Here is a 20,093-nt window from a genome sequence, read left to right on the forward strand (position 1 = left end):
GCGAGTTTTGAACCCGCTTCCAGCAGAAGGTTTGCGCCGGAGAATAAAGGGGTATTGGTATAACTGTGTCCCAGTTCTTCCAGCGTTATGGCCAGACGATGCAGCTTTTTGTGTTGCTTGAACTGAATATAGGGCTTGCGGCGGCTGGATGCTTTAATATCAGCTAACTCAATTTTTTCCAGGCGTTTGGCACGCGATGTGGCTTGTTTAGCTTTAGAGGCGTTTGCTGAAAAACGGGCCACAAAGCTTTGTAATTCTTCTATTTCAGCGCTCTTTTTAGCATTTTCGTGATGCAATTGTTCTTGTACCAAAGCGGCAGCTTCCGTGAAGGCATCGTAATTACCCGGGTAAATTCGCAGTTCGCCATAATCAATATCGGCCATGTGTGTACACACTGAATTCAGGAAGTGACGATCGTGCGAAATAATGATCATGGTGGATTTACGCTTGTTGAGCTCTTCTGCCAACCAATGGATTGTATAGATGTCGAGGTTGTTGGTAGGTTCGTCTAACAGTAAAACGTCCGGGTCAGCAAACAGGGCTTGTGCCAACAACACACGTACCTTGCGACCTGGCGCAACTTCGCGCATCAGGCCAAAGTGATAGCTTTCTTCGATACCGGCTGCAATCAAAATATCGCCGGCGCGGGATTCTGCGGTGTAGCCGTCCATTTCAGCAAACTGGACTTCCAGATCGGCCACTTCCATGCCTTCTTCTTCCGTCATATCCGGTTTTGCATAAATTTCGTCACGGCGTTGTTTTACTTCCCATAACTCGCGGTCGCCCATGATCACCGCATCCACCACACTCATCTCTTCGAACGCAAACTGGTCCTGATTCAGGATCCCCAATTTCGTGCCGGGCGCCAGAGACACATTGCCAGCACTGGGAGTAAGTTTTCCGCTGAGTATTTTCATAAAAGTGGATTTGCCACAGCCGTTCGCGCCAATCAGGCCGTAACGATTGCCGTTGCCAAATTTGGCTGAAATGTTTTCAAATAATGGCGCTGAGCCAAATTGCATGGTGATGTTGGCAGTGGTAATCAAAATGGTACTTCCGGATAAATTTAAAAGGCTGGCTGTTAAAGCTCGTATAACGCAGGCGAGGGGACTCGTGCACGGCGCGCAATATAAAGGTTAAGGTGCGAAGAGTAAAGAGAGTCTGGTTAAACTTTCGCCAAATTACACTGATAAACGGTCAGCGACTGACCTCAACATTAAAAAAGGAAGATAATAAAGACATTTGAGGATGATGTATTCCGCATGATACTGTCTGAAAAGATCTGGCGAGCTCTTTGAGCTAACACCTTTTATGTTTATAAATAAAGGAATTATTAACATGGAATCTAACAAAAATAATAAGGCAGCAGTCAGTATTGGTGCTGCGGTAGCAATTGGCGTCGCGATTGGCGTTGCGCTAAACAATGTCGCGATGGGCGTAAGCATTGGCGTGGCACTGGGTGTCGCTTTTTATGCTGCGGCGAAAAATAAGTCGAAATAAGGCCTGTTGGCAGAGTGACCAAAGGTATTAGCTATTGGTCTATACTTTGTTGATTGTGCCTTTACTCCCGTCTCAAAATAAACCACACTGGTGCGATTATCGTGTTTTCGGCTAAGGGACGATGCTAGACAATATTAGTTTTGCGCAGCGCCAGCGTTTGGCGTATATCGATTTTTGTTTGTTATTCAAAGGCGCTATTTACCGTCAGGATCTGATAAACCGGTTCGAAGTTGGTCTATCAGCTGGTTCCCGGGATTTCAATCTTTATAAAGAGTTGGCGCCGGAGAACCTTGATTATGATTCAAGTGGCAAACGCTACTACCAGACTGCGCAGTTCAAACCGCTATTTGAGCACGACGCCCAGCGTACGTTAACAAAACTGGCCAACGATATTTCCGATGGGTTTGATGCCATTGGTGACATGCATTTCCCGGTTGAAGCACCGTCCAGTTTGAATATTCCTGATATTTTCATAGTCGCTAAACTGGTTCAGGCGATACTGAATAACAAAGCGGTCAGCGTAATTTACACCTCGCTTAGCAGTGGCTCAAACGCCCGCGAGCTGGTGCCACATGCAATTGTTGACAACGGGTTGCGATGGCACGTGCGGGCATATGACCGCAAAAGCAACAGCTTTCGCGATTTTGTGTTAACCCGAATCAGTAAAGTCACGCTAAAACAGTCGCCCGCCGCAGAAGAGCGAAGCGAACAGGATGCAGAATGGCATCGTATGTTGCCGCTACAGTTAGTGCCGCACCCAAAAAACGTGTCGTTTCCCACTGCCATTGAAATGGACTACGGGATGGAAAACAGCCAGTTGCTTATTAACGTCCGTGCCGCGATGGCTGGGTACTTATTACGCCGCTGGAATGTTGATTGTACTGAGCGGGCCACGTTAAAAGGGGCAGAATACCAGCTGTGGTTACAAAACCGCTTTACCCTAAACAACGTTGAAAACCTGGCTATTGCACCAGGTTATATAAAGAGCTAATCGAAACCGGGCCAATAGGCCCGGTTTGATACCGATGAGTGGGTTACTGGTCTGCCAGTTCTTCTCGTATGGCTTTCTTGTTGATTTTGCCTACGGACGTTTTGGGAATGTCTTCCACCATGGCAATTTTCTCGGGAACGGCCCATTTTGAAATATGTCCGGAATCCACAAATTGCATCAGATGCGTCTGCAGTGTCTCAGCCGTGAGAGACGAAACCTTGGGGACGACCATAGCGAAAGGACGTTCACCCCATTTTGCATCCGGAATACCAACGACCGCCACGGCGGCAACATCAGCATGTTGACTGATCAAGTTTTCAAGTTCGATGGAAGACAGCCATTCTCCCCCCGTTTTGATCACATCTTTAATGCGGTCTTTGATTTCAACGAAGCCATCCGGGCGGATACTGGCAACGTCACCGGTATGCAGGCGACCACCTTCCCATAATGCTTCCTGTTTTTCCTCTTCCTTGAAGTAGCCCTGCGTCAGCCATGGGGTTTGGACTGTAATTTCACCTACGGCTTTACCGTCGTGGGCTACCGTACTGCCATCGGGTTCTGAAATGGATAAGTCCACCATATTCGACGGCACGCCGGTTAACGTGCGGTATGCAAGTTGTTCCTCGGCGGGCAATGCGCGTTGCGCTTTGTTCAGGTGTGTTACGGTGAGCAGCGGGCAGGTTTCCGACATACCATATGCCGAATAAATATCGGCACCTTTATCAACGGCTGCCTGCGCCAGGCCTTTGGGCAGGGCGCTGCCGCCAATCAGTATTTTCCAGCCATCAAACCGGGTTGACTGACCTTTCTCGCAGCCCAGTAACATTTGCAGAATGGTAGGAACACAGTGCGAGAAATCGACCTTGTAGCGTTTGATCAGGTCAACCAGCATATTGGGCTCGTAACGCCCCGGGTAGATTTGTGTGCAGTTGAGCATGACTGCCGCATAGGGCACGCCCCAGGCATGCACGTGGAACATGGGGGTAATGGGCATGTATACCGAGTTTGAGCGCAATAACGGCAACCCCTCATAACTGCCCAGCATACCTACCATATTCAGCGTGTGTAATACCAACTGACGGTGGCTGAAGTACACGCCTTTCGGATTACCCGTTGTGCCGGTTGTATAAAAGGTCGTCGCAATACTGTTTTCGTCGAAGTCGGGAAATTCGCATACGTCACAGTTCGCGGCCAGCAATGATTCATACTCACCCAGTGGCGTGATGTTTTGCGTAGCAGGGCAGGCAGAATCGGGTGAATCAGCAAGGCGAATGTACCCTTGTACCGTCGCCAGATGCGGCGCCAACTGATCGGCCAATGGCATAAAGTCATCGTGAACCAGGACCAGAGTGTCTTCGGCGTGATTCATGGTATAGGCCACTTGCTCAGGTGACAGGCGAATATTGACGTGGTGCAGCACGGCGCCCAGCATCGGCACAGCGAAATAACACTCCAGATAGCGATGACTGTCCCAGTCCATGACTGCCACAGTATCGCCTTCGCGAACGCCTGCGGCGCTAAGGGCATTGGCCAGTTGCTGAACCCGGCGGGTGAAATCAGCGTAGCTGAAATGTTGCTCGCCGCGATAGATGATTTGGTTGTCGGGCTCAAAGCGACCCGCTGATGCAAAGATATGCTTTATAAGCAGGGGAAAGGCGTGGGCATTATCGGCACCAGACAGAATTTTTGTTGGCATGACACATCTCCATTGTTTACCAGCAGACTACGTACTGGACGAAAAATTGTTTCATTGTTGTTAAAAAAATGTAGTTTGGCAATTGGTTGGCGTAAAGAGATACTGCTTTGGCGTATAAAGATAAATAGTGCTTGAGCAGGCAATCTCAGCACGTTAGAGTGAACTAATATATCGATTACAAAACAATGTGTTAGAGCATGTCAGAATCTTCATACAGCGTGATTGGTAGTTGGCCGTTGGTAATCAGTCGGGCTGTGAATGCGTATGGTATCGACGGTAAAGCCCTGTTGCAGCGCGTAGGGATAGAGCCAGCACAGACCGCACAGCCTGAAGCCCGCTGTTCACTGACGCAGCTTAATCGCTTGTGGCGCCTGGCCCTTAATGTGACCGATGATCCTGCGTTGGGGTTAACGGTGGCGAGTTTTGTGCGCCCCACATCCTGGCATGCACTGGGTTTTGCGATATGGGCGAGTAATACCGTTCGCGACGGCTTTGCGCGTTTATGTGACAATTTCAGGATGTTTGCTGATTACGGGACGCTGCATATCAACACATTGGATGATAGCGTTGAAATATCTCTTCATCGCGATCCGGCGATCTCCGTGTGGTGTGCCTCAGAAACGGACGCGTTTATCGGTACCTGCGTGCTCACCGCCCGGCACATCTACCGGCCTGATTTTAAGCCCGAGCAAGTATGGTTGAGTCGCCCACAACCGGAAGACCCCACACCCTGGCAACGATTGTTTAAATGTCCGGTCTATTTTAATGCTGCCTACGACCGAATTTTGTTCCGGCGCGAGGCGATGCATCAGCCTTTGCTCACCGCCAGCCCGGAATTGGCTGCACAAAATGATGTGTTAGTTGCTGACTACGTTGCCCGCATGGACCGGGCCGATCTGCGGGCCAGGCTCGAATCGCTGTTATTGAGTCATTTACCGCTGGGCAACCTAACCGCTCAGGGTGCGGCAGACGAACTTGGACTCAGCCTTCGAACGCTGCAACGCCGGTTGCACGACAAAAATGCCTCATTTCAGCAGGTGCTGGATGCACTGCGTAAGAAACAAGCCTGGCACTGGGTTACATCTGGCCATTTACCGCTGGCAGAGATCAGTTACCGGCTGGGGTTCCGCCATACGGGTAACTTTACCCGTGCGTTTAAACGTTGGTTTGCCGTTGCACCTTTGCAAGCGCGACTATCTGAGACCCACTAAACATACAAACTATTGCGTTGTATCAAAGATAAACAGGCCCTGGCCACGTTCATTTCTCGAGGTGATTGTTTTACAGTAGTACTCATCTTCTGGCACGGAACGCGCTTCAATGCACACGCTTCTGGCGGCTTATGCGCCACTGATTTTGTTAATTTATTTGATGGTAAAGCCCAACAGCATGGCGTCGAGCAAAGCGCTACCGCTGTGTGCTTTCGTTGCCTATGCACTGGTGCTTTGGCAGGGCGGGCAATCGATTGCGGTTGTTCACGCTAACGTTCTAAGCGGGATGTTACTGGCGTTCACGCCTCTGGCAATCATTGGTGGCGCAGTGTTTCTGTTTAAAAGTATGGAAATAACCGGCGCACTGGATACCTTAAAGCAAGGGCTTAATCAGGTAAGCAGCAATCACATTGCTCAGTTAATGATTGTTGGATGGGCGTTTGCTTTTCTCATTGAAGGAGCGAGTGGGTTTGGTACGCCGGCGGCGATCGCGGCACCGGTGCTGTGTGGGTTGGGTTTTGCGCCCTTGCGGGTGGCCATGTTTTGTCTGGTACTTAATACCGTACCGGTGACGTTCGGTGCCATGGGGACGCCGGTCTGGTTTGGACTCTCACTGTTGTCATTGCCACAGTCAACACTGATGGCCAGTGCGCAATATGCCGCGGGTATGAATACGCTGATTGCGCCTGTCATTGTTTTTATCGCATTGCGACTGGTGATGCCCGACTGGCGTTGTATTTTCAGAAATGGCCTGTTTGTGTTGCTGGCAACCTGTGCTTGTACACTGCCTTATCTGGCGCTGAGTTTTTACAGCGTGGAATTTCCGTCTTTGCTGGGCGGTTTTGTTGGTCTGGTGCTCACTGTGTTGCTGGCCAGGTGTGGTATTGGCCTGGACAGGAAAGCTGGAGCAGAAAATAGTGGCGCTGGCCAGGCAGATAGTTTGAATAAACCATCTGCAAAGGCCCTGATAAAAGCCGCGTTTCCGTTGTGGGGCACTATTTTGTTATTGGTCGTAACCCGCTTACCAGAGCTGGGATTAAAAGGGCTGCTGCAGGCAACCGAGCCTTATGTTGCTGTATCGTTTGGTTGGTTTGGGCAGCTGTCGATCAGTGCCAGTCTGGTCGTTACCCTTAGCAGTATTCTTGATACTACGACCCAGTGGCGACATAGCCTGTTGTACGTGCCTTCACTTATTCCATTTGTCGTGATTGCCCTTGCCAGTGTTGTTAGCTATGGCCCCGGAGAATTTTCTACGCGTATGAAGTCAATATGCGGGCAAACGGCGTCGCGAATGATAAACCCGCTATGGGCACTGTTCGGTGCGCTGGTGTTCGTGAATATGATGATGTTAGGCGACGCTGATTCGGCTGTCTCTCACATTGGTGGGCATTTAGCCTCGCTCGCGGGCGAAAATTGGGCTTTTTTTGCGCCACTCCTCGGAGCATTGGGCTCATTCTTCTCCGGTTCTGCGACTATTTCAAATCTCACGTTTTCGGGCATTCAATATACCATTGCCGCTGAGTTGGGATTGCCGCTTGCCGTTACCATGGCTCTGCAAAATGTGGGCGCAGCAATGGGTAATATGGTGTGCATAAACAACATAGTGGCAGTTACGGCCATCCTTGGCTTGCAGCACCAGGACGGGAATATTCTGAAACGGACCGCTGTGGTACTGCTGTTATATGCGGTGTTAGCCGGCACAATGGGAGCAGTATTAGCAGCGGCCCTGCGTTAAGCTTCAGCCAGGTAGGGCTGGTAACTACATGTTGTGCGTTGCCAACCAGGCCACAAACTGGTCTATCATGCCCATGCTTGTAGTGCCGGGGCGTCCGGCGCCAAAACCATGTTCGCCTTTTTCATAAGCGTGCAGTTCAACCGGCAGGTGTTGTTTTTGCCATGCCCCCACGAGTTCCAGTCCCATACGCCCAAATAGGCCATCATCCAGCGCGATGGCGGCGAACAGAGGCGGGGCATTGGCCGGTACTTCAATGGCATTCATGGGACCGTAAACGTATCCCAGAAAAGCAGGGCGGTTGTCGGTGTCTGCGATTGACGCTGAAATTGAAGTCATGGCACCTGCAGAGAAACCCATGAAGCCTATTTTTGCCGGATCCACATTGTATTTACTGGCATGTGTTTTCACGTAGCGCAGTGCCGTTAAGGCATCTTGAGGAGCTTGCGGCACAAAAATATCAGGCTCTTCTCCACGCGCCTTAGCGCCAAATACATCGGCGACTATTTTCTGGTAGCCAGGTATATCGCGAGGGGTTTTGTTGAGGGTATAGGTTAAAACAAATGCGGTAATGCCACGTTTATTGAGCGCCCGGGCGATATCTGCGCCCTCTGTTTGCACTGCCAGCGACAGAAACGCACCACCCGGGGCCACAATAACGGCGGTACCCGTAGATGTGCCGGGCTCAGGCAAAAAAGCGTACAGTGAAGGGTTTGTTACATTGCGAATTAAATACTGGTTGCTGGTGAAGCCGCCTGGGAGTGACAGCGACAGATGCCCCCATTGTTCGCGGTCGCCAGTCTGCATATCTGTATTGTCCGGATACAGGCGAATGGGCGAGCCGAGAAACGCCTGTGCTTCGGTATTTTTCATTGAAATGCCCTGAGGCTGTTGGGCAAACGTTGTCGATAGTCCACTGGCACTGATGACGAGCAACAGCGCACACTTAAGCAAAGCCTTCATCGTATTTTCCTTTTCGTTGTCTTACATTGGCCAACGAAATGGTGGAGTACGGTGCAGGTCTAATCAAATAGTTATTTTTTTGTTAACTATCGGGATTTCCTATGGATACAACGCGTCGTTCTGTTTGCTATCCGTATTTGCTGTCGGCGACAAAGGGGTTGGTGGTACGCTCTTTACCAATCGTCGTGGTCGGGCCGTGACCCGGGTACACTTTCATTTCATCGGGGAGAGTAAACAGTTTTGTGCGAATTGCTTCCAGCAATTGTGCATGGTTACCCTGAGGAAAGTCGGTGCGGCCTATTGAACCAGCAAACAAAATATCGCCTACGATGACCTGATTGCTGGTGCGTTCCACCAACGCAACATGGCCGGGTGTATGGCCGGGGCAGTGCAGCACATCCAGAGTCAGGTTACCAATCGATATAGTGTCGCCTTCATCTAACCATTGATCTGGGTTGAACGGTGTCGAAGGCGGGAAGCCGAACATCTGGCTTTGCTGCATAAGGGCATCCAGCCAGAACTTATCGCCGGTATGTGGACCAACGATAGGGGCGTTGTAGTGCTTAGCAACTGCCAGAGTGCCGCCCACATGGTCCAGGTGTCCGTGAGTCAGAATGATTTTTTTGATGCTCACGCCGTGGCTCGCCACTGCCTGTTGAATCTTTTCCACGTCACCACCCGGGTCAACCAGCGCGCCTTCCATAGTGGCAGGATCCCAGATAAGAGAACAGTTTTGTGCAAAAGGCGTAACGGGAATAACAACGACGTTCATGCTTTTAAATCCTTATTGGTGTACTTCTTACTATATCAAGTGAGTGTTATTGATGTCGATGCATCGTCGCTAGCTTGTCTGTATACTGCGCGCACTCAATTCAATTAGGACGGTTATGAAAATTCATCGCATAAACCCCACGCGTCGCTGGTCAGAAATCACCGTATTTAACGGTATTGCCAATTTTGTTGAAGTGCCGGAGTGTGAGGGCATTACGGATATTGAAGGTCAGGTCGAGCAGGTATTTAAGCAGGCGGAAGACATGCTGGCATTAATCGGCAGCGATAAAAGCCGTATTTTAACCGTCACCATTTACATTACTGATTTTGCCAATGTCGATCGCTTGAATGCGGTGTGGGACAACTGGTTTGATGAAGGAACGGCCCCGAGTCGGGCCTGTGTCAAAGTGGAACTGGCGGATCCCGACTGGTTAGTGGAAATGGCCTTTACCGCGGCAGCCGGCGAAGATTACTTACCTTAGGCGTCCATGCTAAAAGAAAAAATACTGGGCTAACACACAAATTATCGCGACAATTGGGCTTTATACTTTAGCCTGATGTCGCGTATAATCATATCAAGCTGGTTTACAGCCAAAAAATACAAATTACGCATCGGCAAGTCGCTTCATTTACCTACAACTCTAAAGACTCGCCGAATTATTCAGCCGGACTGCTGATTTCCCTACACAGTTATATTTACGCCCTCGATGCATGGTCATGCCCGGGGTTGATTGTCTATTGATTTTTACACGATTTAAGAGGTTTCATGTCTGTCACTGCACCACAAGTGTCTGGTAATTCGTCCACTTTCTGGCCAATTTTTATTATGGCACTGGGGACGTTTATTCTTGGTCTAACTGAGTTTGCATCGATGTCTATGCTGCCGCTCATTGCGGCATCATTTGATGTCACGCCATCTGCTGCGGGGTATGTGATCAGCGGTTATGCCATTGGTGTGGTTATAGGCGCCCCGTTGTTCATGCTGCTCACCAATAAGATGAACCGCCGAACCGCACTGATGTTGTTCACCGGTATGATGTGTGTAGCAAATGGATTAAGTGCGATTGCAACGTCGTTGCCCGAAATGGTGTTTTACCGGGTGCTGTCGGGTTTGCCGCATGGCGCTTATTTTGCGACGTCGTTATTAGTCGCTGCCAGTATGGCGCCTATGGGAAAACGCGCGAGTTACATGTCTTTTGTGTTTTCCGGATTAACCATTGCCACAATTGTTGGTGTGCCCATGGCGACTCTGGTGGGGCAGTATGTCAGCTGGCGACTGTGTATGGCCATTGTTGCGGTACTTGCGCTGGTGGCGACCTTATTGGTGTATAAACTGGTGCCAAGTAGCCCGGTTACCAAGCCGACCAGTCTGAAAGATGAGTTCGGCGTGTTGAAGAACAAGCTGGTCTGGTCCATCTCCGGCATCATCTTTATCGGTTTTGGCGGCGTATTTTGTATTTACACTTACCTGGCAGACACGATTTTAGTGGTTACCGAAACGCCGGAATACACTATCTCAATTGCCATGATGATGTTTGGTATTGGTACCACTATTGGGAACTGGGCGTGTGGAAAGCTGGCAGACAAATCACCGGTTAGCACCACAGGCATAGCCTTGTTATGCAGTGTGGTCATTGCTGTTCTATACGTTCAGGCTGCGCACAACATCTGGTTGTTGTATCTGGCGGTATTTTGTTTGGGCGCGAGTGTAGGCTTAGCGGCGGTTATTCAGTCAATGCTGCTTGATGTGTCTCCTACAGGCCATGCAATGATTGGGGCGCTGGTACAGTGTGCTTTTAATACAGCAAATGCGATTGGTCCCTGGGTCGGTGGCGCACTGCTTGCTGGTGGCGCTACGTTCAATCAAACTGGCTACGCTTCAGCAATGCTGTTCTTCGGCGGTTTCCTGATGTGGGCTCTGAGTTGTGTATTAATGCGAAAGCGTAATATCCAGTTTGTAAAAGCGCCGGCGTAACACATCTTTGTACTGATTTTGGCGACGCGATTGCGTCGTCAATGCACCCAAAGTCTACTAGTCCATTGGTTTTTATGTGGTTATTGTATAGGTAGCACTGGTAATCATGCTTCAGGCTGAACTATGATTAAACCAGACCGTCAGGGAAATGTGAGCAAAAGATACCAACGAGTATCGGCTTCTCCTCCTTGCTAATACAGGCATAAAAAATCCAGGTAGCTGTTTGATTGATTTAATTTCAACGGATGCACTGCCCAATGACACAGAGATTTACGCCGAGGTGGTTGTTGACAGCTTTGCCAATGTAAAAGGCGGCATCGACAGGTCCTCAGCGTTGTTGTATTACTCTGCCTTTGGCGTTGAGTATGCGTTTAATCCTAGTTTTAAACTTCACTCTGAAGTGTGGCTTACCGACAACCATTCAGTCTCTGAGCTGGTCGGTGACGAGCAGGGTGTGAGTAACATTGAAGCGAATTCTGCGGGTTTACATTGGGGTAAGCTGGCATTGGAATTTAGCCGTGAACATCTGTCAGTCCTGTTCGGAATTTACGACATAAACTACGAATTTGATGTGCTCGAGAGTGCCAATTTATTTGTGCAAAGCGCATTTGGTATGGGGACTGTGTTTGGCGTCAGTGGGCCAAACGGGCCGGGGACTTACCCTGCGCCGGGTGTTACTGCCAGGTTTGCCTATTACCAGGGTAATCATACCGCAAAATTTGCCATTACCGATGGGGCCCCGGGGTCACCAGGCTTGTCGTACCGCCAACCTAGCGAACAACCTGACAAAACCAATCTGCTATTAACCGGCGAATACCAGTATCAGGATACCTCTACCCGGTTGTTGCTGGGGTGGTGGGGTTATACAGATGATTCAACGTACCTGAATAGTGTACAAAGTACCGGACAGCGCAATGACGGTTGGTATTTGCGCGGTGAACATACGTTTAACGATATCACCCTTTTCGGGCGTGTGGGAGCTGGTGCGTCATCGTTTAACTTCTTCGATGAATTCTATTCTGTCGGGGTCACCGGCAATGCAGGATTAATTGGGCGAGCCGATGACAGTTGGGGCATGGCCTGGGCACATGCAAAAGTCTCTGAGAACGCTGAACAGCCTCTCGCGAGTGGTGAATCGGTTATAGAGGTAACTTATTCCGTTGCTGTTAATGACTACCTGTCGATACAGCCTAATATACAATGGATTGGCTCGCCTGGTGCGTCATTGACAACCGACGATGCAGTGTTACTCGGACTCCGTTTCATTGTCAGTTTCGAGGAATAAAAGCCCGGCGTTGATTATTACGCCAGGCTGTTTTTAAAACGCCAATAAAACGCCAAACAAATTCACTATTTCATTATTCAAACCAGCTGCGAGTGCGGTTTGCAAACCACACTAACGACAGCATCACCGGCACTTCTACCAGTACACCAACAACCGTGGCCAGTGCTGCACCTGAGTGCAAACCGAACAGGGAAATCGCTACAGCAACGGCAAGTTCAAAGAAGTTAGACGTGCCTATCATGCAAGCCGGTGCCGCAATGTTGTGTGGCAGTTTCATTTGTTTGGCAATCAGGTAGGCGATTGCGAAAATACCGTAGGTTTGAATCAACAAAGGAATGGCTATCAGCACAATGGCCTGGGGTTTAGCCATAATAGTGTCAGACTGAAAGCCGAACAGGAGAACTACCGTTGCCAGCAGGCCAACGATTGACCAGGGCTTCATCGCTGACAAAAAACGTTCCAGTTGTGAGTGATCGTTTGCCTTGTCCAGCTTATTGCGCACCAGGGCGCCAGCGACCAGCGGAATCAACACGTATAACACAACCGATAGCAGCAGTGTGTCCCAGGGAACCGTAATATCCGTAACACCAAGCAGTAAACCCGCGATGGGGGCAAAGGCGAATATCATGATGATATCGTTGATTGAGACCTGCACCAGCGTGTAATTGGCATCGCCTTTAGTGAGTTGGCTCCAGACAAATACCATCGCCGTGCAGGGGGCGACACCGAGTAAAATCACCCCGGCAATATATTCCGTAGCGGTAGTAGGATCGACCCAATCGGCAAAGATACCTTTGAAGAACAGCCAACCAAGCAGTGCCATGGTAAACGGTTTTACCAGCCAATTGATGACCAGTGTAAGAACGAGTCCTCTGGGTTTCTTGCCCACGTCTTTTATTGAGGTGAAGTCGATTTGCACCATCATCGGAAATATCATCACCCAGATCAGTACGGCAATCACCAGATTAACCTGTGCATATTCCAACGCTGCAACGCTGGCAAACAAGTCGGGCGCGATGGCGCCTGCACCCATTCCTGCGAATATCGCGAGGGCTACCCAAACGGTTAGGTAGCGTTCAAATAATCCCATTTTGTATTCCTGCTCGTTATGCTGTGAGGTTAAAGGTTGCGTTGATTGACGCGCTGACTAACTTGCTCTGCTGACTCGACGCGCTCTGAATAGCGGTCTACAAAATAGTCTTTATTGTGGCGTAACAACAAAGTGAATTTCATCAGTTCTTCCATCACGTCTACTATTCGGTTGTAGTACGGAGAGGGCTTCATGCGGTCGTTATCGTCAAACTCCAGAAACGCTTTTGCCACGGAGGACTGATTGGGAATGGTCACCATGCGCATCCACCGTCCCAACACACGTAATTGATTAACCACATTGAACGACTGTGAGCCGCCACAGACTTGCATTACTGCCAGTGTCTTGCCCTGAGTCGGTCGCACACCTCCCATATTGAGGGGGACCCAATCGATCTGACTTTTAAATATACCTGTCATCGCACCGTGGCGTTCGGGAGAACACCATACCTGACCTTCAGACCACATCATCAGCTCACGAAGCTCTGTTACTTTCGGGTGCGTATCCTCGCCTGAATCAGGTTGGGGCAGGCCGGTCGGGTTAAATATTTTCACCTCGGCACCCATCGCACTCAGTAACCGAGCGGACTCTTCAACCACTAAACGGCTGAAAGAGCGTGCTCTTAGCGAGCCGTAAAGTAACAGAATGCGAGGCGGGTGAGAGAGCGGGGTACCGACCAGCTTGTTGACATCCGGCATGTGAAACTGGGCGTTGTCTACGTTGGGTAAATTCCTCTCGCTATTCGCCATTATTGCGCTCCCAAATTGGCCAGTGACGCGCGTAAGCTCTCCGGAGTAAAGGGTTGCTCGGCAATGGTCTTCAGGTCTGTTACGCGCGCTGAAATTTGCGCAATCGTGTCATTGAATGCACGGGCAATATCTTCTTCGCTACCGGTGAGTTTAGAGGGATCGCTCAATCCCCAGTGCACTTTGACACTCTTTCCAAACCAGACCGGGCAGGATTCACCAGCCGCTGAATCGCAAACAGTAATTACCAGGTCGGGCGCAAAAGCCTCGAATTCATCCCATGACTGACTCTTCAGTCCTTCTGTCGGTATTCCTGCTTCACTTAGGTATTTCAGTGACAGTGGATGTACTTCTCCGACGGGCTGACTGCCCGCACTTTTAGCGGTGATCACGTCACCGGCAACATGGTTGGTGATTGCTTCAGACAAAATACTTCTGCAGCGATTGTGTGTGCAGATATACAAAACTTTCATTGGGGAACCTCAGTGAATAAAAATGAGTGATGAAATGCGCTCAGCAACAGCCATTTTGTTGCTGACAGCACTGAATGCGGGCGAGTGCATCGCGAGTGTAATCCCCGTTATGCGAAAGCGTTTCTCGCAGCACCTTGCGCGCCCAGTCCGGCAGCTCGGGATGCAAACGATAATACACCCATTTACCGCGACGCTCGTCCAGCAGGAGCCCGCACTTGCGCAGCTCCGCGAGGTGTCGTGAGGTTTTGGGCTGATCCAATTGCAGTGCTTCCATCAGATCACACACGCAAGCCTCGCCAACCTGTGTGATTAACAAGAGCGATTTAAGCCGGGTGTCTTCGGCAAGGCATTTGTAAAACGATAACGGATGCATACTTTAATATATGAAATAACACATATGTGAAATATCGTATATGTTGCGGCGCATGTCAACCCGAAGATCTCAGGTTGCACATAATAGGTTGTTGGGGGAAAGCGGCGAAGCGCTGGTTTAGAAGGCGCTGGGGTTGAGGCCGCCGTCTAATAATACGTTCTGACCGGTAATGTAGCCGGCATGCTGACTGCATAGGAAAGCACAGGTATTGCCAAATTCAGCAGGTACGCCAAATCGTCCAGCGGGCACCTTGGCCGCGAGTTCTGTTGCTACGGCGTCCCGGTCCTGGCCGGTACGCTCCATGCCCGCTTTGAACACGCCTTCCAGTCGGTCGGTAGCAAAATAGCCGGGCAAAATATTATTAATGGTAACGTTTTTGTCGGCCACGGTACGAGCAATCCCCGCCAGAAAAGCGGTTAAGCCAGCGCGGGCGCCACTGGATAAATCCAGGCCGGCAACGGGCATTTTCACTGTCATGGACGTGATATTTACAATACGGCCGAATCCTTTTGCCGCCATCGAATCGATAACCTGTTGTATCAGGCTGATTGGGGTGAGCATATTCATATTTACCCCGTCAATCATGGCGTTTTTATCAAGTTGGCGAAAATCTTTTAACGGCGGACCAGCATTGTTGTTCACTAAAATATCTGGCTCGGGGCAGGCCGCAAGCAGCGCCATCTGTCCTTCTTCAGTGCTGACATCGGCAGCAACAGGGATAACCGTTACGCCAGTCGACTCTTCAATTTCTTTTGCTACCAGGGCAAGCCGTTGTTCATTTAAGCCATTTATAACCAAATTTACTCCGGCTTCTGCCAGTGCCTGCGCACAAGCCCGTCCAAGACCGCGGCTGGACGCACATACAATGGCGTGTTTTCCTTTAATTCCTAAATCCATGCCTTGTTCCAGTAATTCGAATCAACCTTCATGGTACTTATTATTGAAACGATTAACAGTAACCAGTGTCGCAAATTTTAGTCAACGTATCGTCCCGACTTTATGTCGGCTTTTTTTACATATTTTATATTAGTAAAATATGATATTTATCATTTTCTTGTTTTTTAATGAGTTTTTAGAGTTGGTCTGACATTTGCTGTTAGTCAAAATGTGAGCATTTTCTGTTTTTGTTCACGCTAATACTTCAAAATAGATATATCTCAAGGAAAGAAAGATGAACTTTAAGAAACTCGGATTCGCTTTAGCTGGAATGCTGATGTACGGTGCGGCCTCTCACGCCAATGCTGCACTGGTAGACCTGGAATTGTCACTTGTGATTGATGTTTCCGGCAGTGTAAGCACCGCCGAATATACCCTGCAAATGGACGGTTATGCGAATGCATTTCGCGATACCAGTGTCCAACAAAACATTGCTGCATCGACCAACGGTATTGCCGTAAACGTTGTGTTTTTTGCATCAAGTTATTACTCAACCGCGCTAGACGCGTTCACTATCTTGACCAGCGCTGCTCAGGCTAACGCTTACGCAGATTTACTGGACAACTTCTCACGTCCAGGTGGCGGTGGTACTGCAATTTACGCCGGTATTAACCGCGCCGTTGACCTGTTGTTAAATAATGGGTTGGATGCCACCGTCGGTACGGTTATTGACGTATCTGGCGATGGTGCCTCAACAAGTTCAACCACCGCGGCTTCACGTGATGCAGCTGTAGCACAAGGTTTTACCATTAATGGTCTGCCCATTGGTTCTACTTCCCTTGCCACGTTCTACAATGACTATGTTATTGGTGGTCCGGGCGCATTTGTTCAACCTGCCAGTTCATTTACCGATTTTGAAACTGCGGTCATCAACAAAATCTCAGCTGAAACCTCAGTGGTAACACCACCATCAACGGCTTCTGCGCCAGGGGCGTTGAGCCTGTTACTTGTTTCAGGAGCGTTTATGTTTTTGCGTCTGAGAAAACGTAAGTAAGGTTTGTAGATTCAGATGTCATTACTTGATAAGCGCCCGACAACGGGCGCTTTTTATGTAAGTTGGTTTATTTAGTTTTTGACGTTATTGGTAGTCAATAATGACAGCATCAGCTTTCGCTCTTCCGGCGTCAGTGAATTCAGTATCTTTTCAACGTTTGCCTGATATCGCGCAAGTGTCACTTTGTCGCCTGCAATGGCCGCATCCAGCGTCTGCTCGTACTTTTGTAACAGGGCGTTGACCTTTTGCGTATTTTCCACGTTTTTCACGTGCACAGAGTAGGCCAGATACATAGCACCGCAAAGTCCGATAAACGTGGTGATATCAAATTTGAACGAAATACGGCTTGGTTGTTTTTGTTCGTTATCCTGCATTGCGCTACTCCATGGTTAAAGACAGTTTTAGTTTTAATATTTCAAATTGACGAATTACGTCGCTCAGGGCCTGTTGTTGCTGGTCAAAGAAATAGTGTGTCGCGAAGAAAACCGCCAACATCATGATGATGACGGAGAGGTTTTCCGCGAACAATTTTTTTATTCGGTGCTGTAGCTCGTTCACTTATATTCTCGCTTTGCAGTTGGGCAGTTCTTTATAGTCAACAAAGTTGGATTGGATTGAGTCGGTAATCATTAGAGCGTCTATGTCGCCAATGACAAAGCACCGGTAACGGTTAGCCTGACCTAGCTGAAGTAATATCAGGTTGCGGTAGCCTTGTGATTGAATGGATTTTAACAGGGTGACTAAACCGCCCTGAGTATTGAGGTAATCCGACATGTTTCGTTCAATTTTTGTTACCAGTGACTCCTTGGCTAAATCGCCATTTGCCAGTTTAATCCAATAGTCCGGACTGTTTGCATTTTCAATAAATTCGGAAGCAAGAGACTGCCAGTCTGGCCGGTAAAAATATTTCTGTTCGGCCAGCAGACCAAAGTCAGTATCCTGCATGAAATTCGGCATTTTTACCTCGGACACTTTATCGCCCTCCAGGTAAATCCCCAGATAAGCACCCACATTCAAATCCTGCTTTAACACAGTTATGTTGGCATCAAATGGTTTGATGATTTCACCGCTTCCGAGTTTTTCAGGTAAAAACGACAATAAGTCGTAAAAGATATTGTCGAAAGTGCGCAGCGGCGAGGGCGCTGCGTTCTGCGCGCTGGTGGTTTCGCCTTCGTTAGTCGATTGTTCTGTATTGGCGAGCATGGCACGACGCACCTCACGAACAACGCCAACCTGGCGATACTGACTGTAGAGTCCAGACTCTATATCCAGCATATACCCGAAGGTTGATGTAAGCAGGTTGTCATACAGATTGTCCTGGCTGACCTGTTGGGCGAATCGGGTGGTGATGTTGTGATAAGCGTTGGATTGCATTAAGGCCGAAACGGTTGGGGTGACCAACAGAACAACGGCCGCAAGTAAAGCGCCGCCAAAATACACCTTACTTCGAGGCCATAAATAATTGCCAATTTTGAAAAAAAGCAGAAATACCGCAAGCAGACTGGCAAAGATACTGGCGGGGGGAATAACGGCCAGTTTTACAGCGTCACGTCCCAATTGAAACATGCTGCCGCCGGGTGAAAAGGCGGTGGTAGCCGCGGTCGATGTGATCATTTTAATGAATGAAATATTGTCCTGGCTGTCCAGCCAAAGTGCTTTGTAACGACTTTCCGCAATACTGGGCGTGAACGCAGGAAGATAATAGGGGCCCAATGCTTCCCGAGCCGCGCTGGTGACAATTGCATGTGAAGCAAAGGCGGGTTTAGAGAGACCTGGCTCAGGCATTTTATAGCTGGCTGCTTGCAGGTATTTATCCCACTCTGCGGCGGCTAAACCCTGATATTTAGCGGCAATGGCATTAATAAGAGGTTGCATATCGGTTGTTTTCCAGCCGACAGGCAAGGTAATACCCTGACCGGCGATATAGTCGCGCAGGTGACTCATCATCAAATCAGATTGCTGGTATTGTTCATACGTCATTTCTTCCGGAATACCAAATGCTTCCTGTAAATAGCGCAAGCGGCCACGTTTAAAGATGGCGGCCAGGTTGTATTTTGATTTAACGAACTTATTGAAAATAACGTCTTCTGCCTGCAGTGAAAGGCCGAAGGATTCACCGCTTTCAAACTTCAGGGTTGTAAGGTAGCGCGCAAAATTCCTTTTAGCTTGCTCTTCGCAGGCTGTGTTGCATCGCGAACTTAGTGCCTGGTCACGGTAGTTACGGTATTGATCGCGAATATTCTCATTGGTGGTGTAGTCTTCCCTGAAATCTCCAGCTTCTAGTAGCTGAACGGCGTAGCGTTCCCAACGCGAATTAATGTGCTTATTGGCGTTATTGAGCAGGGTTAACCGCTCTTGTTCGCGCGCGTAATGATCGTTTTCCTTGCGAAATGCCTCCAGATAAGCGCGGGAAGCTGATTCATACAGTTGCCACTGGGCTTCATACTGCTGATCAAAACGACGAATTCTGGGTAGCGCCTCGGCAATAAAATCATCTTCTTGCTTATTCAACAAAAAGGTATTGGCCATGCTGTCAATGTTGTTTCCGATCAGCGTGTTGAAGCCATTGGAGAAAAACGCCAGTGACGGAATGAGCGCGACCATTAAATCCCTGCGATCAGGGTCCGCTACTATGTGGTCAAATTCCGGAAACCCTTCAATGCTAACAGCTTTGGCGAGGTAAGCTTCTTTATATACGATTGCACGCACAGCACTGAGTTTGGCATCACTGGACTGTGAGTCGACAACACCATCAATCAACACCCTAATGGACGGAATGATCAGTGCCCAAATTGCCAAAAAGGCCAAAGGGCGTAACAACCACTTTCCCCTGGCACTAATTACCGGGCGAGTGTGACTTTCTGATTGGGTAACACCGAAGAATCGAATCGGAACGAGTGTGACCGCAAACAAGGCCAGACCAAAGCCCGACAAGGTTCTGCCAAACAATTCCAGCCGCTCGGCTGCTATATGGTATTCACCCAGTACCAGCTCAAACGGCTGGGCATACATATCGATCAGTAAAATATTCAGTGAAAGTTCGAGGCTGACATAAATGGCAAATAATACCAGTATGGCAAGTATCTTCAGGTGTACAGTAACTGCGTGTTTCATACTGTGTCCTTTGCTCTGTCCTTGATAAAGTGAAGTCGTTAACGTTGTGAAGTGGGTATTGTCATGATGACTTTATTTTTAACCTGGCGTTGTTCGCCATCGCTGACCCGTTTCCGACACAACGCGGCATTTTGGCTGTTGCCCGAAGCACAGGGGTCCTGTTGTCGTTTTTGGAAATAGGCTGTGTATTCAACGATATCGCCATCAACCGTCATGTATTTATCTGACGGTAATAGCATTTGT

21 protein-coding genes are annotated in these 20,093 nt (G+C 49.1%); 8 read left to right on the forward strand and 13 right to left on the reverse strand.

Annotation, left to right across the window (positions count from 1 at the left end; translation table 11 throughout):
- Positions 1-1,046 (reverse strand): ATP-binding cassette domain-containing protein (locus AC4MRN_RS10270; RefSeq protein WP_491203214.1); only part of this gene is annotated, 1,046 nt, incomplete at its 3' end.
- 292 nt (positions 1,047-1,338) lie between these two features.
- Here AC4MRN_RS10270 and AC4MRN_RS10275 point away from each other — a divergent pair.
- Both AC4MRN_RS10275 and AC4MRN_RS10280 read left to right on the forward strand, forming a co-directional pair.
- Positions 1,339-1,500, forward strand: coding sequence for a glycine zipper domain-containing protein (locus tag AC4MRN_RS10275; protein WP_370240597.1), 162 nt, complete (start codon positions 1,339-1,341; stop codon positions 1,498-1,500).
- A gap of 121 nt (positions 1,501-1,621) precedes the next feature.
- The gene (locus tag AC4MRN_RS10280) at positions 1,622-2,491 is read left to right on the forward strand and encodes a WYL domain-containing protein (protein WP_491203215.1); all 870 of its coding nucleotides are present in this window, start codon (positions 1,622-1,624) and stop codon (positions 2,489-2,491) included.
- A gap of 43 nt (positions 2,492-2,534) precedes the next feature.
- Here AC4MRN_RS10280 and AC4MRN_RS10285 read toward each other — a convergent pair whose 3' ends face one another.
- On the reverse strand, positions 2,535-4,187 hold the full coding sequence (locus tag AC4MRN_RS10285) for a fatty acid--CoA ligase (protein ID WP_491203216.1): 1,653 nt from the start codon (positions 4,185-4,187) through the stop codon (positions 2,535-2,537).
- Between the two features lie 197 nt (positions 4,188-4,384).
- Between AC4MRN_RS10285 and AC4MRN_RS10290 the strand changes: the two genes are divergently transcribed.
- Complete coding sequence (locus AC4MRN_RS10290; protein ID WP_491203217.1) at positions 4,385-5,398, forward strand: AraC family transcriptional regulator; 1,014 nt, start codon at positions 4,385-4,387, stop codon at positions 5,396-5,398.
- 109 nt (positions 5,399-5,507) lie between these two features.
- Entirely contained in the window at positions 5,508-7,133 is a 1,626-nt protein-coding gene (locus AC4MRN_RS10295) for an L-lactate permease (RefSeq protein WP_491203218.1), read from the forward strand.
- Positions 7,134-7,157: 24 nt separating this feature from the next.
- Here the strand turns inward: AC4MRN_RS10295 and AC4MRN_RS10300 are convergent, their stop codons facing one another.
- Positions 7,158-8,093 (reverse strand): alpha/beta hydrolase, encoded by a 936-nt coding sequence (locus AC4MRN_RS10300; RefSeq protein WP_491203219.1) that lies wholly within the window; start codon positions 8,091-8,093, stop codon positions 7,158-7,160.
- A 127-nt stretch (positions 8,094-8,220) separates the two neighbouring features.
- On the reverse strand, positions 8,221-8,865 hold the full coding sequence (locus AC4MRN_RS10305; RefSeq protein WP_491203220.1) for an MBL fold metallo-hydrolase: 645 nt from the start codon (positions 8,863-8,865) through the stop codon (positions 8,221-8,223).
- Between the two features lie 115 nt (positions 8,866-8,980).
- Here AC4MRN_RS10305 and AC4MRN_RS10310 point away from each other — a divergent pair, with 115 nt between their 5' ends.
- From AC4MRN_RS10310 to AC4MRN_RS10320, 3 genes are all read left to right on the forward strand, one after another.
- On the forward strand, positions 8,981-9,346 hold the full coding sequence (locus AC4MRN_RS10310; RefSeq protein WP_370240613.1) for a RidA family protein: 366 nt from the start codon (positions 8,981-8,983) through the stop codon (positions 9,344-9,346).
- Between the two features lie 284 nt (positions 9,347-9,630).
- On the forward strand, positions 9,631-10,839 hold the full coding sequence (locus AC4MRN_RS10315) for an MFS transporter (protein WP_073322055.1): 1,209 nt from the start codon (positions 9,631-9,633) through the stop codon (positions 10,837-10,839).
- Positions 10,840-11,062: 223 nt separating this feature from the next.
- Entirely contained in the window at positions 11,063-12,124 is a 1,062-nt protein-coding gene (locus tag AC4MRN_RS10320; protein WP_491203221.1) for a carbohydrate porin, read from the forward strand.
- A gap of 73 nt (positions 12,125-12,197) precedes the next feature.
- On the opposite strand, the gene arsB is transcribed toward AC4MRN_RS10320, so the two are convergent.
- From arsB to AC4MRN_RS10345, 5 genes are all read right to left on the reverse strand, one after another.
- Entirely contained in the window at positions 12,198-13,214 is a 1,017-nt protein-coding gene (arsB, locus tag AC4MRN_RS10325) for an ACR3 family arsenite efflux transporter (RefSeq protein WP_491203222.1), read from the reverse strand.
- Positions 13,215-13,243: 29 nt separating this feature from the next.
- Positions 13,244-13,963 (reverse strand): arsenical resistance protein ArsH, encoded by a 720-nt coding sequence (gene arsH, locus AC4MRN_RS10330; RefSeq protein ID WP_491203223.1) that lies wholly within the window; start codon positions 13,961-13,963, stop codon positions 13,244-13,246.
- Entirely contained in the window at positions 13,963-14,433 is a 471-nt protein-coding gene (locus AC4MRN_RS10335; protein ID WP_491203224.1) for an arsenate reductase ArsC, read from the reverse strand. The genes arsH and AC4MRN_RS10335 overlap by 1 nt, the downstream gene beginning before the upstream one ends.
- Positions 14,434-14,473: 40 nt before the next feature.
- Complete coding sequence (locus tag AC4MRN_RS10340) at positions 14,474-14,806, reverse strand: metalloregulator ArsR/SmtB family transcription factor (RefSeq protein WP_491203225.1); 333 nt, start codon at positions 14,804-14,806, stop codon at positions 14,474-14,476.
- A gap of 117 nt (positions 14,807-14,923) precedes the next feature.
- Positions 14,924-15,703 (reverse strand): SDR family oxidoreductase, encoded by a 780-nt coding sequence (locus tag AC4MRN_RS10345; protein WP_491203226.1) that lies wholly within the window; start codon positions 15,701-15,703, stop codon positions 14,924-14,926.
- A gap of 274 nt (positions 15,704-15,977) precedes the next feature.
- Here AC4MRN_RS10345 and AC4MRN_RS10350 point away from each other — a divergent pair, with 274 nt between their 5' ends.
- The gene (locus AC4MRN_RS10350; RefSeq protein WP_370240634.1) at positions 15,978-16,736 is read left to right on the forward strand and encodes a DUF1194 domain-containing protein; all 759 of its coding nucleotides are present in this window, start codon (positions 15,978-15,980) and stop codon (positions 16,734-16,736) included.
- A 71-nt stretch (positions 16,737-16,807) separates the two neighbouring features.
- On the opposite strand, the gene AC4MRN_RS10355 is transcribed toward AC4MRN_RS10350, so the two are convergent.
- The 4 genes from AC4MRN_RS10355 to AC4MRN_RS10370 form a co-directional block, all read right to left on the reverse strand.
- Complete coding sequence (locus AC4MRN_RS10355) at positions 16,808-17,110, reverse strand: hypothetical protein (protein WP_491203227.1); 303 nt, start codon at positions 17,108-17,110, stop codon at positions 16,808-16,810.
- 4 nt (positions 17,111-17,114) lie between these two features.
- A complete protein-coding gene (locus AC4MRN_RS10360; RefSeq protein WP_491203228.1) occupies positions 17,115-17,294 on the reverse strand; it encodes a hypothetical protein in 180 nt (59 codons plus the stop codon).
- Complete coding sequence (locus tag AC4MRN_RS10365) at positions 17,295-19,850, reverse strand: hypothetical protein (RefSeq protein WP_491203229.1); 2,556 nt, start codon at positions 19,848-19,850, stop codon at positions 17,295-17,297.
- A 38-nt stretch (positions 19,851-19,888) separates the two neighbouring features.
- A partial coding sequence (locus AC4MRN_RS10370) for a hypothetical protein (RefSeq protein WP_491203230.1) occupies positions 19,889-20,093 on the reverse strand: 205 nt, incomplete at its 5' end.

The organism is Marisediminitalea sp. (assembly GCF_984433645.1).

Coding starts and splice junctions, on each gene's coding strand:
- AC4MRN_RS10275 (WP_370240597.1), top strand. CDS start 1,339: ATGGAATCTAACAAAAATAATAAGGCAGCAGTCAGTATTGGTGCTGCG.
- AC4MRN_RS10280 (WP_491203215.1), top strand. CDS start 1,622: ATGCTAGACAATATTAGTTTTGCGCAGCGCCAGCGTTTGGCGTATATC.
- AC4MRN_RS10285 (WP_491203216.1), bottom strand. CDS start 4,187: ATGCCAACAAAAATTCTGTCTGGTGCCGATAATGCCCACGCCTTTCCC.
- AC4MRN_RS10290 (WP_491203217.1), top strand. CDS start 4,385: ATGTCAGAATCTTCATACAGCGTGATTGGTAGTTGGCCGTTGGTAATC.
- AC4MRN_RS10295 (WP_491203218.1), top strand. CDS start 5,508: ATGCACACGCTTCTGGCGGCTTATGCGCCACTGATTTTGTTAATTTAT.
- AC4MRN_RS10300 (WP_491203219.1), bottom strand. CDS start 8,093: ATGAAGGCTTTGCTTAAGTGTGCGCTGTTGCTCGTCATCAGTGCCAGT.
- AC4MRN_RS10305 (WP_491203220.1), bottom strand. CDS start 8,865: ATGAACGTCGTTGTTATTCCCGTTACGCCTTTTGCACAAAACTGTTCT.
- AC4MRN_RS10310 (WP_370240613.1), top strand. CDS start 8,981: ATGAAAATTCATCGCATAAACCCCACGCGTCGCTGGTCAGAAATCACC.
- AC4MRN_RS10315 (WP_073322055.1), top strand. CDS start 9,631: ATGTCTGTCACTGCACCACAAGTGTCTGGTAATTCGTCCACTTTCTGG.
- arsB (WP_491203222.1), bottom strand. CDS start 13,214: ATGGGATTATTTGAACGCTACCTAACCGTTTGGGTAGCCCTCGCGATA.
- arsH (WP_491203223.1), bottom strand. CDS start 13,963: ATGGCGAATAGCGAGAGGAATTTACCCAACGTAGACAACGCCCAGTTT.
- AC4MRN_RS10335 (WP_491203224.1), bottom strand. CDS start 14,433: ATGAAAGTTTTGTATATCTGCACACACAATCGCTGCAGAAGTATTTTG.
- AC4MRN_RS10340 (WP_491203225.1), bottom strand. CDS start 14,806: ATGCATCCGTTATCGTTTTACAAATGCCTTGCCGAAGACACCCGGCTT.
- AC4MRN_RS10345 (WP_491203226.1), bottom strand. CDS start 15,703: ATGGATTTAGGAATTAAAGGAAAACACGCCATTGTATGTGCGTCCAGC.
- AC4MRN_RS10350 (WP_370240634.1), top strand. CDS start 15,978: ATGAACTTTAAGAAACTCGGATTCGCTTTAGCTGGAATGCTGATGTAC.
- AC4MRN_RS10355 (WP_491203227.1), bottom strand. CDS start 17,110: ATGCAGGATAACGAACAAAAACAACCAAGCCGTATTTCGTTCAAATTT.
- AC4MRN_RS10365 (WP_491203229.1), bottom strand. CDS start 19,850: ATGAAACACGCAGTTACTGTACACCTGAAGATACTTGCCATACTGGTA.